Annotated in this window: 14 protein-coding genes; 7 read left to right on the top strand and 7 right to left on the bottom strand. The window is 36.2% G+C overall.

Going from position 1 to position 12,260, the window contains the following annotated elements; all coding sequences use genetic code 11:
* The first annotated feature begins 7 nt into the window (after positions 1-7).
* The 5 genes from ACQ4LT_RS02450 to ACQ4LT_RS02430 all read left to right on the top strand — a co-directional run bounded on the left by ACQ4LT_RS02450 (position 8) and on the right by ACQ4LT_RS02430 (position 4,208).
* Positions 8-430 carry an EcoRII N-terminal effector-binding domain-containing protein gene (locus tag ACQ4LT_RS02450; RefSeq protein WP_445664414.1) on the top strand — a complete coding sequence of 141 codons (423 nt, stop codon included), beginning with the start codon at positions 8-10 and terminating at the stop codon, positions 428-430.
* Positions 431-452: 22 nt separating this feature from the next.
* Positions 453-2,051: an ATP-binding protein gene (locus ACQ4LT_RS02445; RefSeq protein WP_445664413.1), complete on the top strand. Its 1,599-nt coding sequence runs from the start codon at positions 453-455 to the stop codon at positions 2,049-2,051.
* Positions 2,052-2,055: 4 nt separating this feature from the next.
* Positions 2,056-2,892 (top strand): HNH endonuclease, encoded by an 837-nt coding sequence (locus ACQ4LT_RS02440; RefSeq protein ID WP_445664412.1) that lies wholly within the window; start codon positions 2,056-2,058, stop codon positions 2,890-2,892.
* Positions 2,893-2,925: 33 nt separating this feature from the next.
* Positions 2,926-3,168, top strand: coding sequence for a hypothetical protein (locus ACQ4LT_RS02435; RefSeq protein WP_445664411.1), 243 nt, complete (start codon positions 2,926-2,928; stop codon positions 3,166-3,168).
* A gap of 314 nt (positions 3,169-3,482) precedes the next feature.
* A complete protein-coding gene (locus ACQ4LT_RS02430) occupies positions 3,483-4,208 on the top strand; it encodes a type IV toxin-antitoxin system AbiEi family antitoxin domain-containing protein (protein WP_445664410.1) in 726 nt (241 codons plus the stop codon).
* Between the two features lie 139 nt (positions 4,209-4,347).
* Here the strand turns inward: ACQ4LT_RS02430 and ACQ4LT_RS02425 are convergent, their stop codons facing one another.
* Positions 4,348-5,703: a Y-family DNA polymerase gene (locus tag ACQ4LT_RS02425; RefSeq protein ID WP_445664409.1), complete on the bottom strand. Its 1,356-nt coding sequence runs from the start codon at positions 5,701-5,703 to the stop codon at positions 4,348-4,350.
* Positions 5,704-5,793: 90 nt separating this feature from the next.
* Between ACQ4LT_RS02425 and ACQ4LT_RS02420 the strand changes: the two genes are divergently transcribed.
* Positions 5,794-6,489: an SOS response-associated peptidase gene (locus tag ACQ4LT_RS02420; RefSeq protein WP_445664408.1), complete on the top strand. Its 696-nt coding sequence runs from the start codon at positions 5,794-5,796 to the stop codon at positions 6,487-6,489.
* Positions 6,476-6,787 (top strand): hypothetical protein, encoded by a 312-nt coding sequence (locus ACQ4LT_RS02415; protein WP_445664407.1) that lies wholly within the window; start codon positions 6,476-6,478, stop codon positions 6,785-6,787. Before ACQ4LT_RS02420 ends, ACQ4LT_RS02415 begins: the two co-directional genes overlap by 14 nt.
* Here ACQ4LT_RS02415 and ACQ4LT_RS02410 read toward each other — a convergent pair.
* From ACQ4LT_RS02410 to ACQ4LT_RS02385, 6 genes are all read right to left on the bottom strand, one after another.
* Positions 6,784-7,434: a LexA family protein gene (locus tag ACQ4LT_RS02410; protein WP_445664406.1), complete on the bottom strand. Its 651-nt coding sequence runs from the start codon at positions 7,432-7,434 to the stop codon at positions 6,784-6,786. The genes ACQ4LT_RS02415 and ACQ4LT_RS02410 overlap by 4 nt on opposite strands.
* 104 nt (positions 7,435-7,538) lie before the next feature.
* On the bottom strand, positions 7,539-7,781 hold the full coding sequence (locus ACQ4LT_RS02405; RefSeq protein WP_445664405.1) for a DUF6429 family protein: 243 nt from the start codon (positions 7,779-7,781) through the stop codon (positions 7,539-7,541).
* 131 nt (positions 7,782-7,912) lie between these two features.
* A complete protein-coding gene (locus tag ACQ4LT_RS02400) occupies positions 7,913-8,227 on the bottom strand; it encodes a hypothetical protein (protein WP_445664404.1) in 315 nt (104 codons plus the stop codon).
* On the bottom strand, positions 8,208-10,220 hold the full coding sequence (locus tag ACQ4LT_RS02395) for a PHP domain-containing protein (RefSeq protein ID WP_445664403.1): 2,013 nt from the start codon (positions 10,218-10,220) through the stop codon (positions 8,208-8,210). The genes ACQ4LT_RS02400 and ACQ4LT_RS02395 overlap by 20 nt, the downstream gene beginning before the upstream one ends.
* A gap of 206 nt (positions 10,221-10,426) precedes the next feature.
* Positions 10,427-11,281, bottom strand: coding sequence for a hypothetical protein (locus ACQ4LT_RS02390; RefSeq protein ID WP_445664402.1), 855 nt, complete (start codon positions 11,279-11,281; stop codon positions 10,427-10,429).
* A 170-nt stretch (positions 11,282-11,451) separates the two neighbouring features.
* Complete coding sequence (locus tag ACQ4LT_RS02385; RefSeq protein WP_445664401.1) at positions 11,452-12,255, bottom strand: hypothetical protein; 804 nt, start codon at positions 12,253-12,255, stop codon at positions 11,452-11,454.
* Positions 12,256-12,260: the final 5 nt, after the last annotated feature.

The following is a 12,260-nucleotide window of genomic DNA, read 5'->3' as shown; positions in this document are numbered from 1 at the left end:
ATCTACAATGGAAAGAACGAAATCAATAAGCAAAGAACTGACTAAAAATGATACTGGAGAAACAGGTGCACACCAAGCTGGAACTCATATACCCAAACAGGAAGAGATTTTAAGTTTTTTTCCTCCTTTGACAAAAGATACCAAAAACCCACGGCATTCTATTACCTTTACAGATCCAATGGGTGAAAAATGGAGTTTCAATTATATTTATTACAACAATAAGTTTTTCGGTGGTACCAGAAATGAATATCGTCTTACTGGAATGACAAAGTTTATGAGAAGACACAATTTAAAAGCAGGTGACGAACTAATTTTAGAGCGAGATGATGATGGGTTTTATTTTATTGATTTCGAAAAAGAGAATAAGACTAATACCGGCAAGAATGGGAAACTGAAATTAGGAAGTTCTTGGAAGGTAGTTAATATTTAATTTTAAAATAAATCAAGAATTTATGGACAGAGTAAACCTACCCCCAAATCCCAGTAAATTAATGGAGGGATTACGGGATACCGGCTATGACTTCGATACAGCGTTGGCAGACATTGTAGATAATTCGGTGGATGCTGGGGCGACGAAAATTGACATTTATATCAAGATGGATGGTGATGGAGAGAAGTTAATTATGGTCGCCGACAATGGCTGTGGAATGAACAGGGAAATTTTAATGGATGGGATGACATATGGTTCTAAAAAAGGAGACGATGATCCTAAAAGATTAGGAAAGTTTGGCCTTGGTTTAAAGACAGCTTCAACTGCCTTTTGTCGTAGGCTATCTGTTATAACAAGACATGAACCTGATGTAGAGCCGTTGAAAGCAACATGGGATCTTGACCATGTTGTAAAAGTCGGGAAATGGGAATTATTGGTTGAAAATGTGACTGATTTTGAAAAAGAATATCTTCAAAAAACGGCATCTAATTCATCGGGGACTCTTGTTGTATGGGATAATATTGACAGATTATTGAAAGAGTACGCAACCCCCGGAGGTAAATATGAGCAAAAGGCACTGCAAAAAATAATTGACGGTTTTCGTGAACATGCCGCAATGATTTATCAGCGATATTTGAATCCTGACGATGACCGTGCAAGAACTATTGAAATTAATTTAAATGGGAAACCAATTGAACCTTGGGATCCATTTATTGAATCTGAACCACAAACTGAAATTGTCGCTGATGAAACCATTCCAGTTGAGATAAATGAGGGAAAGGAAACTGAATTTCGGGTGAGAGCATTTGTATTACCTCGCAGAGAAAATTTCACTACTGATGAGGCTGCAAAAGCCGCAAAGATAAATAACGATAATCAAGGCATTTATATTTATAGAGAGAATCGGCTGATACATCCTGCAGATTGGCTGGACATGTACACTAAAGAACCCCACTTTTCACTGCTTAGGATTGAATTCTCATTTGGCCATGAATTGGATGAGGCTTTCCAAGTTGATATTAAAAAATCACAAATAATCCTGAAGGAAGAACTGTATGATTTCTTGAAAAGGCAGTTTATTCCCGCACCAAGAAGTGCTGCAGAAGACAGGTACAGAACTGGTAAAAAGAAAAAGGTCCAAGAGGAATCTGAGGATGCTCATGAAGAATCCAATAGAAATATTTCCAACAAGGAGAAAGATCTGAAAGGAGCTGATATTGATATTCTTAATGAAGATGAGAATGATGTTGAAATAACCAACAAGTCTGGGAAGGTCAGGCTTAAGTTGAATATTGAATCTGCTGTAAAACCAGGTCAAGTATTTGTAAAAGCAGTTGACGGCATTGATGATGGGTTATTATGGAAGCCAGCACTCATTGATCAAAATCGAGCAGTTTTAATTAATACCGGCCATCCCTATTACAGCAAAGTTTATGTTCCAAATCATTCATCAGGGGTTACAATTCAAGGTATGGATTCATTACTCTGGTCACTGATAGAAGCTGAGCTCCGAACTGTAGATGAAGCAACAAAAAATCATTTTGAAGAATTGAGATTTGAAGTTTCAAGAATTCTCAGAAAACTTGTTGAAGATCTACCAGAACCAGTTTTAGAAGATTAAAAGTATGATCACTGAAAGAGAGATTTCTTCAATTCTTAATGAGCGATTTGGCATAGACGTTTCTGTCAGTTTTGAGAGTTTCTATGGAAACAGGAAAATTATAATTACTCCCTCTGACATAGAAAGGACTATTGGATTCAAGATAGTTTCTGAATTACGTTGGAGGAGTATTAAAATCGATTTCCTTCCAGGTCCCTATGGTAAAGAGCTGGTGAAACAGATGGAATCTGCAAATGAAGATCAACGTGCTGCTTTTAGAGTATTTGCAGATTCTTTATCTGAAAAGAATGTAAATTTAACTTTTCAAGTTAATGGACAAGCATTTGCACCAGATGATCCGACAAATTGGCCAGAAGATTGGGAATCCATTCAAATTTCAATGCGAAAAGTTGGTCTAGTGCTTGGTCAAGATTCGGACAAGGATATAGAAAAAGTACTTCCCTGGGTAATTTCTTTCTTTGGCCTTTGCATTTCGTTATTACCTCTTGAACCTATAGAAGAAGAGAATAAACATGAATTTACAATGGAAGAAGAGGGAACTCCCTATTCAGTTAAAATGACAAGATATGAAAGAAGTAGTCTAAATCGTGCAGCGTGTATAGAGATTCATGGAGTAAGCTGTAAAGTTTGTTCCATGGATTTTGAGGAGTACTATGGTCAAATAGGTGAAGGGTATATTCATGTTCATCATAAAATTCCTTTATCGGAGATTGACGATTCATATACTATCAACCCAAAGAAAGATCTGGTACCCGTTTGCCCTAATTGTCATGCAATGCTTCACAAGAAGACTCCACCTTTGACGGTGAAAGAATTGAAAAAAAAATTAACTACAAATTGACAAATACCATCTGAAGGTAATAAAGCAATAATTATGAATAAGCATAAAAAATTATTGAAAGAAAAATTTCCACATGCCAAGGAAAATTTATTATACAATTCTGGCGGTAATGTTATGTGGAGTTTATTCCGGACTCAAAGCGGTGGTGTTACGATATATTACCACGATTCGGATGATTTTTATATCGTAAATCCAAAAAAGGCTCAACATTATTCATTGAAGGAGATTGCCGAGAGTTGGGAGCCGGTGACAAATACTATGGTTGCCACAAATTAATTATTTAGAAAAGAAATAAGATTTGAAGCACTATATCGGAGATAAGTTGAATGCAATATAGGATAGTTTTCCCATCTTAATTCATCAATAGAAGAAAGGCTACCAATCCGTTTGTAATATTTGGAGTATTCTATTTAACAATTGCACCTCAAGAAAATGAGGTGAACCTATTACAATAAGCATTGAACAATTAACTGAAGATGTTAATATTCTCAATATGTCAAGCAAAAAACGTAAATAACTTGACATACCTAACGATTAAATGCTTTATTACTGCAAGCTGTTGAAAGGCCATCACCATAACACATAGCAGGATGAGTACTGCCAAAAAAATAAAAGAGAAAGTTTCTTCCTTTGACGAAGGAACGACATTTAAATATGACCAGCTCGGTATAGACAACAGCGAGTACGGGGCTGCTACCAAGGCCATCGAGCGGATGGTATCCAAGGGTCTCGTAAAAAGGATTTCCAGAGGTCTGTTTTACAATCCCAAGAAGTCGTCATTTGGTGATTTAAAGCCTAATGAAGATCAGCTGCTCAAACCTTATATGTACGAAGGTGACAATCGTATCGCTTATATCACCGGCTTGTCTTTGTACAACCGGCTAGGGCTTACGACGCAAGTACCCAGCACCGTTACTCTTGCCTGTAATAAAAAAAGGATCAATACCGAGATCGATAACCTGAAAATAAAATCAGTTAAGAGCTATGTGGATCCTACTGACGAGAACATCCATTTACTGGAGATACTCGATGCCATAAAGGATTTTAAGAAAATCCCGGACCTGAATATCGATAATGCTATCGGGCAACTTCAAGGCCGTATCAGTGATCTGAGTACTACCAACAGAAATAAGCTGATTACTTATGCCCTGCAATATCCTCCCCGGGTACGTGCGCTGCTGGGAGCTTTGCTTACCGACCAAGAATACAATAATGCTTTTCCCAAATTGAAAAATAGCCTGAATCCATTGTCTAGCTACGAGTTTGGTAGTCTTAGCAGTAGCTTGTCCACCGCCCAAAACTGGAATATTGTTTAGATGAACTGGTAACTATTAAATGTGGATGTGTTGGGCAATATCCAGCTGAACACTTCAAATCTTCGATTGGGGTCTTTAAATTCCGAAAGTTTAAATTAAACTCCGCATTTTTTCTATAGAGGGAGAATTTTTTAGCCTACTAAATCGACCGCTCTTTAAAATGCGTATTTCCTTTCACATCAAATTGACTAATGCCATGGTCGATAGTATCTAACCCAAACCGATTATTGATATAGTCCATCGCTTGGTACATGCGCTGCACCTTGGGATTTTCCTGAAAAAATAGTTCAGCTTGGGTAGTCATATTCAGTTCCGTCGTACCCAACATGATCGCTCGAAATTTCTTACCCTGATCTTTGCAATAGAATAGCATCGGGAGCACCTTTTGAAGACAATTGCGGAGTACGTACCCATCTAAATTAGTTAATCCCGGAGCACGAAATGTGAACGAAAATCCTTCCTTCTCTTGCCCTTGAAAACGGACATTGCCAAAATACTTATCCGATTTCTTACCGTATCCTCTTAGGCGGTAGCAGACCTGCTTCGTCGCCTTGGCAAATTCACCCGCCACCTTCCACGGGTCATCGGTCCACGTGGAAAAGGTATGACCGTATGATACTCGCTCCGGAATATATTCAGTATTATCACTTACGATTGCCCGGTCTTTTCCGGCCACCGTCTCCCACAGCATTTTGCCAAAATATTTACCAAATAACTTCTGAAACAAGGGATATCCCTTGTTTATCGCTTCTCCAATGGTAGTGATACCTCTCCCCTTGATCTTAGCATACCGGCGTTTACCGATACCCCATACTTCATCAACAGGTAATCTCCAGATCTTGTCTTTAATTTCTTCCTCTTCTGTCAGCACCGTAAGTCCGTCCGGCTTCTCCAGATCCGAAGCCAGCTTTGAATAAGTCTTAGAGGTTGAAATTCCAACGCTGCATCGCAGGTTAGTTTCCTCATAAATGGCTTCCTTCATGGCCCATGCGAATTCTACCAATTGCTCATAGGATTCGTCCAGCTTCCACGTAATATCCAGGAAATACTCGTCCATGCTGTAGGCTTCTACGTCCGGGGAAAAGGTATCCAACACGTCTTTAATGCGCTTGCTGAATGCACGGTACTTTTCGTAGTCCACTTGCTTGAAGATCACATGCGGACAAAGCTTGTAGGCCTCTAAGGCACTCATACCAGTTTTCACGCCCCATGCCCTGGCTTCGTATGAACTCGTAGCCACAATGCCTTTGACCGTTCCATCGGGCTTGCGCCATCCACCCACCACCGGCATTCCGTACAGATTATAACACAGTTGTTCGACTTGTGCGTAGAAAGCGTTCATATCTACGTGCACATACAAGCGCAGGGAGTTTCCCGGATGTTGCATATCCGCTGCAATGGTTTGGTAGCGCGTGATGTTGTGAACGTTCTTATTTAGTTGGTAGCGACCGGGATCCGGCAACTCAGGAAGATGATTATAATCAGGGAAATTCATATTGACAGCGACAGTAAAAAGAAGCTATATTATATATGTGTGTTTACACATATATTACAAAGTCGCCAACAATAATCAAACAGGAGTGTTATGTGCGGACGATATTGGAGAGATATTAAATTTCAGGAGGCCTGTAAGGATATGTTCGAAGTTCCTTTCGACATCGACGAGATACTGCCGAACTTTAACTTGGCCCCGACCACGCAAAACCCAATTGTGCTACAACGAAATGGGACCCGTTCTATTGAAGAATTTCGCTGGGGACTTATTCCCTTCTATGAAAAGGAAGGCAAGCCTAAGTACCCTTATTTTAACGCAAGAGCCGAAAAACTTACAGAGACAGCTGCCTACAAAGGCCCGTTTAAGAAAAGTCGATGTATTGTACCCATTTCGGGATTCTACGAATGGAAACGCTCGAATGGAGAGAAGTATCCCTACGGGTTTGAAATGGCCGAAAAACCTATCATGCCACTGGCAGGGTTATATCATGAGTGGGAATCGTCGGACGGTTCTAAACGGATCCCTTCGTTTACAATCATTACGACCGAAAGCAACGATATTGTTGGAGAGATCCATACCAAACGTCGCATGCCGGTCATCCTAAGCGAAGAGGATTTTGATTTTTGGTTAGATTCCGATAACGAAAATACCAAGGTCTATTATGATGGGGGCATTTTTGAACCGTATCCAGATGAAGCAATTCATCGCTTTCCGGTTTCACAAAAAGTGAACTCCACCAGAAATAATGGATCAGAACTAATCCAAGAAGTTGATGAGTGGAAATAAGTCAAATAGCAGTAAAGAGCCTGAACCACTGATTGTTATTACCACAGTGGCTTCTTTTGCCGATAAACAAAACGGTATTACGAAACGCCTACAACCGATTCGCATCAAACGTCAAAACGGACAGGTTCATCGCGTTCAACAAATTCGCAAGTGCCACGAAGAGCCAGTTGGCCACGGCCACAAGCAGATCCATATCACCCTGCAAACCAAAGACGACCGCTACTTGGATATTGTCTTTGACACAAAAAAAGTAGGTTGGTATCTGGTCTATGAAGAAGCAGGTATGCTCTTGGACTAATTGTAAGAAGCTTTCACAAGTCCATCTTCACTGATATGTCCCAAGTACTTACCCAACACCCGAACCTCTTCAAATTCCCCAGGCTCGATAATAATATCATCATGGTCAGGATTGGCCGGTTCCAGGCGAACGCCACTCTTTCTGACATGAGCTCGTTTTAAAGTTGTTTCTCCATTATACATGACCGCCCCGACGTCTCCATCTCTAAGCTCTTTTTTTGAAAGAATAACTCTGTCTCCAGTAGAAATACCTAAATCTTTCATACTATCGCCCTTTACTCGAAGTCCAAATACATTCGAGGCATTCGGAAAAAAATCACCAATTGTAATTTCTCCTAAATCAGCTTCTATAGCCTCTTCCATCGTACCCGCAGTAATCTCTCCCAAAATAGGTATTGATCTAGTGGATCTATCTTCATCCCTTGCCATCCAAACATCAGTCGGATTGGTGAAGGTATAATTGCCCTGACTATCCTTTTTAAGAAATTGCTTGCTTACCAGCGTATTGTAGTATTGTGTTACGCTGTTTTCCGAACTAAAACCAAGCCGGTCAGCAAGCTCCCTATAGGTGGGCCAACGAAAGTGCTTGCGGACATACCCGATCAAAGTATTATAAAACTGCTGTTGTTTATTTGTAAGATCAGCCATAGCTATTTATGTGTGTTCGCACATAAATTAAGGGCTTTATATCAGACAGGCAATAACCAAACGGGATTAATCAAAACAAACTTCTTTACTACGTTTGATAGCTATTAAGCGTTTCCCATCCCAAAATATTGGTCAAACAATTCTTTGGAACGCTTTTCTCCTTCTTCCGTTACTACAACTGATTGAGCCTTACACTTGGGATCACCAATAAATCCTTTTTCGTAGAGTCGGTCCAGGTGTTCCCAGCTATGTCCTTTCCAAGCTCTAGTCCCAAACCCTTCATCAAAAGTTGTTAGCCATAATAAGGCAAGTACTATCTCATCAACTTTCTCTTTGTCGTATTCCATGGACTTCGTATTAAATTCAAAAATTAAACATCGTTTTCACTTAAAGTATAGCCACTATTTGGGTTTATATTCCTAGGCTTGAGCTTTAGGATAAGAATTTAGAAGTCCAAGTTAATGCATTATAAAGCGATCTAACTATCAGAGGTACTATACTTTTCGATAGCTTCTTTATAAAGACTTTCACTTTCATCTTTAAATCTGGTCTTGTTATCAAGAAGATCTGAGAATTTTTCAAAAATGTTTTTATATACTATTTGATGCGCCTTATGGGCTAAATTTTCTTCTTGGTAATCATCCATTTCAAATTCTGATGAAATTGCCTTATTAAGCAGTTTCATCAAATCTTCTTTACCAATTTCATCTATTTCTTCCCAATAATCTTCCTGATCTTCTTCAGTGGGCTTTAAATAATAACCCTTATTATTTTCAATCTTTAAGTATTTCATATGATTCAGTTCTCCTTTTGTTATAAGCTTTTTCTCCTGCCTCTAAACAGTCTAACATTACATCAAAATTATCTATGGTATCTCCATCAGGACTTTTAAGTTTTTTATCAGATGGATGACCATAGTAAACCTTATATATTACATCGTTGTCTTCAACTATCTTTTTTGTGCATGCAATATGATCTGGCTTAATAGAAGCACCAACGGTACTACTGTGTGTAACTATTACTACTGGAATACTTTTTGAAATATCTTTTAGTAATTCATTTACTTTATGCTTTAAAAATATATTATCAAAAGAAGACTCTGGTTCATCTATAAGTAAGATATCATGTTTTAGAGCATCATTAATTTCATGAAGTAAATTAAATTCAGAACGCTCTCCACCTGATACTGAAAAGCCATGCTCATTCAAAGTATCGTATTCAATTTGGATGAAATATTTGTAGTAATCTGTTGCTTGAATCTCTATTTGTTTCAATTCTTGTAAAAAATCATAGGGTTCTTCATATAGGCTGTACGCACGGGTGAAGGAATTCATACTTTTGCTCGTATTTTTTAACCCTTGTGCACCGGTATATTTTTTTGATTTTGCTATAATTCTAAATCCCCTTATATCTTTACTATATATCTTTTTTTCTGTCTGTATGCTTTTTACAATTTGTTTGTACTTTTTGATCTTTTCTTTTTCGATAAGGACTCGATAGAAATCTACGTTTTCTGGAAAGGTTGACGTTGTTCTAAAGCGCAATTCGCTTTGTATATTTGATATTAATTCATTTAAAAAATCCTTTTTTAGATTAATCTCAGCAAGATCGTTATATCTGCTAATTAAATCTAAAACTAAGTCTTTCAGTGAATCAGTAGTAATATGCTCATCAATTACTGTTCTATATTGAGTATTTTCAATTAATAGTTTTACAGCTTCAATTAAGTTTTTGAGACTCGATAAATCTTTTTCAGAAAAAGGATTTTCGCTAAACAAGTTCGTTTTTGAAAATACATCCTCTTTTTCAGTTTCTGTTGCAAATTTTACTAATGAAGTAAGATAATTTTCTACGTCTCTTTCATTTTGTTCCAAATCAATTTTTGTAACATCTTCTACAACCCTCTTGAACTCTTTCAAATATTCTTCAGATACTGTACTCTGCCTTATACTTATTAGTTCTTTAAACTTTTCTTCATCATTCTGAAGTAATGAGAATTGTTTAATGTATTTTACGTTTTCAAAAGCTGCCGCAATCTTGTTAAGCGTGTACGTCTTTCCAGAAGAACGTTCACCCAGCACAACATTTAACCCAGTAGAAAGCATTAACCCATCTTCAGTGGCTTGGAATGATTTGTTTCCATTCTCTCTTGATAAGAAAACTTTATTGTTGTCGAAAAAACATGACTTAATTCCAGTTAACGAAATTTCATCTAATGCAATAAAAGTTTGTCGAGGAGAAAATGAATCCAAACTTTCATAAAAGCGTGAATCACTGAAAAGAACTGGTGTTAGGGATTCATCCTTTTTGGTACAAGCTATGAATTTTTTAACACTTGTAACTTCTCCCGCAGAAATATACTCATTGAGCTTATTTATTGTCTCATCACTAATATTAGGATTTTTTTCATAGTGCGGTATAAGTAAGTATTTACTTAAATCGATAAATATTTCTTCTAATTTTTCAACACTGATTGAGTCAGTGTTACTCGTAATAAGTTCATTTACTTTTTGGCATTTACTTGAAAATTCAACCAGATCATTATTTTCTGATATTAACAACATATGACCATCTTCTAAATCAATTTCAATACCAGGTAATACAACTATATTTAAAGCATCACTGATTGTATTAAATTGATCTAGGTCGAATAGGTTATGGTTGGTTATTGCAATGCAGTCAATTTCGAGTTGTTCAATATATTCCTTGAGCTTGTCGAGACTAAACTCAAAATGAGAATCGCTAATAGATGCTTTTGTGTGAATATGTAAATCAATTTTTTTCATTTCTCTCTGTAATTTCTCTTAATTATTGCCAACGTCAATGTATAAAATAAAAATTGAGCTTTATAACGACCTTGCGTTTAAGCTGCAGGCGCAGGAGTGTTGAAACTGTTTACAAATGAAAGGTTAACTAATTAATAAGAAGCTGGCAAGAATAGGTGAGGCCTGTCCGCCTAATACACCGGGTTATACCCAATTTTCAGTGATAACTAGTATAAAAATAGATCATTAGAAATTTTCAAAAGTAAATGCAGCTTTGATTGGGTATTTTTGTCTAATGATGCAAGGTTCAAAAAATCTACTTTGTATTCACTTACTTGGCTTCTCCACATATCAAGTAAAAATTTTTCGCTTTTTGACAAGCCTTTTACTTGGCTTGGTTTTTTGTAACCAACTATTGAATCTTCTTCCTCATCTATAAACCAATAGTCCTCGAAATTGCTACAAAGAGGAGTTTGAAAAGTGTGATACCACAAATTTTTTAAAGCATTTAATTTAGTGTAATTAGAATATTTGTCAGAGATTTCTGATATAAGATGCTTTAAATATTGATCATATTTATCCAAATAAGAATTAAGTTCTTCTAAATTAACATGATTTAAATTATAGACTTCTTTGTGCTTATAATTTGGTCTTAAGTTTTTGTGAACTAATTCATTTCGAGCATTTCTTATTTGTTTGATTTGGCTATTTAGACCGTTGTTTGGTTTCTCGATTTCAAGTGCTTCATAAAATAATTGTTTACAACGCCAATAAGCTATTCTATTGATGTATTCCTCTACAATATTATGAGTTAGACTAAAATTCTCGTTTTTAAATAGAGTACTTTTATCAATTTCTATTCTTTTTTTGTTATCAATTTTTTCTGGATGATACTTTAAATAATGAACTAGTACCTCTTTTTTCATCGATTCTACATAGGAGACCAACATTAAAAAAAGACCATTCAAGCCGATAGGATTATTACTTTTTTTAAGATCTTCTCTAATTTCATTTATTCTTTCTTGAGTAGCCTTGATGGGTACTAATAAATTTTCTTTTACAAGTACTTCAGGTCTTCTCATCGATAAAATATTTGCAATAGGATTAGTCTCTCTTAGTAATAATTGGGTATAACGACACTGCGCATAACCAGCGTACTTACTGTTATTTATTCAATTTTCAGGTTACTATTTGATGCAAAGAAAACAAAATGGGCAAGCTTACAGTCCCACTTAAAGGCGGGTTATATCCATTATTTTTTAGCGTCTTTGGCCCATTTAACCAGTACTTTTAATCCATAATGATAATTTCGGGCTGTTTTATGTTTAATTTTGAGATCCATTGTTTCAATAATTAATTCAGCAAGGTCTTCTAAATAATCAAATAAAAAAGATATATAAATACCTGCATAGAGCCTAAAATCTACTGTTTTCCCATCTTGCATTATTTCAGGAACATATAATTGATTTTGTAATCCATTAATTACCTGGAATAGAATTTTTTCTTCATTTACAAAAATGAGGGATTCACTACCTTGATGAACTATAGCATCTCTAATGCCTCTTATATCTTTAAACCAATCACAGTCCATAACGAAATTGGCCAATTCTCTTCCAAGTCTATCTTTATTGCTGCCTTTTTTATTTAACCAATTTTGGATTTTATTAAATGACTCAGAAACTTGACCACTATTTTCTGATAATTCTCTAACTATCTGGGCTAAATAATCAAAAATTGATCGCAAACAAATATGAAAATAATTGATATCAACTGTTAAAAAACTTGTGTAATGACTTTCATTAATATTTCCTTTTTCAAGCTGTTCTTTAGTCCATTCAATTCTATAAATAACGGTTAGAATATTCCAAGATTCAGTAATAATATAATTTATGTTTTTATTGATTAACTCTAGATTGTAATCCGATTTCTTTCCGTCAGCTAAATCAAAAAATATAACAGATTGTATTTGTGTAAATTCATTTTTTATACAGAAGCCTCTTTCATCCTCTTTTACTGAGTCTAAAAATCGATCAATTTTTGATATATCTATGCTCATATTTT

Source organism: Fodinibius sp. AD559, from assembly GCF_052712805.1.
The sequence above is the reverse complement of the archived record's forward strand: the minus strand, read 5'-3'. Positions and strand labels throughout refer to the sequence as shown.

Excerpts from the sequence above, each read along its gene's own strand:
- ACQ4LT_RS02450 (WP_445664414.1), top strand. The coding sequence starts at position 8 with ATGGAAAGAACGAAATCAATAAGCAAAGAACTGACTAAAAATGATACT.
- ACQ4LT_RS02445 (WP_445664413.1), top strand. The coding sequence starts at position 453 with ATGGACAGAGTAAACCTACCCCCAAATCCCAGTAAATTAATGGAGGGA.
- ACQ4LT_RS02440 (WP_445664412.1), top strand. The coding sequence starts at position 2,056 with ATGATCACTGAAAGAGAGATTTCTTCAATTCTTAATGAGCGATTTGGC.
- ACQ4LT_RS02435 (WP_445664411.1), top strand. The coding sequence starts at position 2,926 with ATGAATAAGCATAAAAAATTATTGAAAGAAAAATTTCCACATGCCAAG.
- ACQ4LT_RS02430 (WP_445664410.1), top strand. The coding sequence starts at position 3,483 with ATGAGTACTGCCAAAAAAATAAAAGAGAAAGTTTCTTCCTTTGACGAA.
- ACQ4LT_RS02425 (WP_445664409.1), bottom strand. The coding sequence starts at position 5,703 with ATGAATTTCCCTGATTATAATCATCTTCCTGAGTTGCCGGATCCCGGT.
- ACQ4LT_RS02420 (WP_445664408.1), top strand. The coding sequence starts at position 5,794 with ATGTGCGGACGATATTGGAGAGATATTAAATTTCAGGAGGCCTGTAAG.
- ACQ4LT_RS02415 (WP_445664407.1), top strand. The coding sequence starts at position 6,476 with ATGAGTGGAAATAAGTCAAATAGCAGTAAAGAGCCTGAACCACTGATT.
- ACQ4LT_RS02410 (WP_445664406.1), bottom strand. The coding sequence starts at position 7,434 with ATGGCTGATCTTACAAATAAACAACAGCAGTTTTATAATACTTTGATC.
- ACQ4LT_RS02405 (WP_445664405.1), bottom strand. The coding sequence starts at position 7,781 with ATGGAATACGACAAAGAGAAAGTTGATGAGATAGTACTTGCCTTATTA.
- ACQ4LT_RS02400 (WP_445664404.1), bottom strand. The coding sequence starts at position 8,227 with ATGAAATACTTAAAGATTGAAAATAATAAGGGTTATTATTTAAAGCCC.
- ACQ4LT_RS02395 (WP_445664403.1), bottom strand. The coding sequence starts at position 10,220 with ATGAAAAAAATTGATTTACATATTCACACAAAAGCATCTATTAGCGAT.
- ACQ4LT_RS02390 (WP_445664402.1), bottom strand. The coding sequence starts at position 11,281 with ATGAGAAGACCTGAAGTACTTGTAAAAGAAAATTTATTAGTACCCATC.
- ACQ4LT_RS02385 (WP_445664401.1), bottom strand. The coding sequence starts at position 12,255 with ATGAGCATAGATATATCAAAAATTGATCGATTTTTAGACTCAGTAAAA.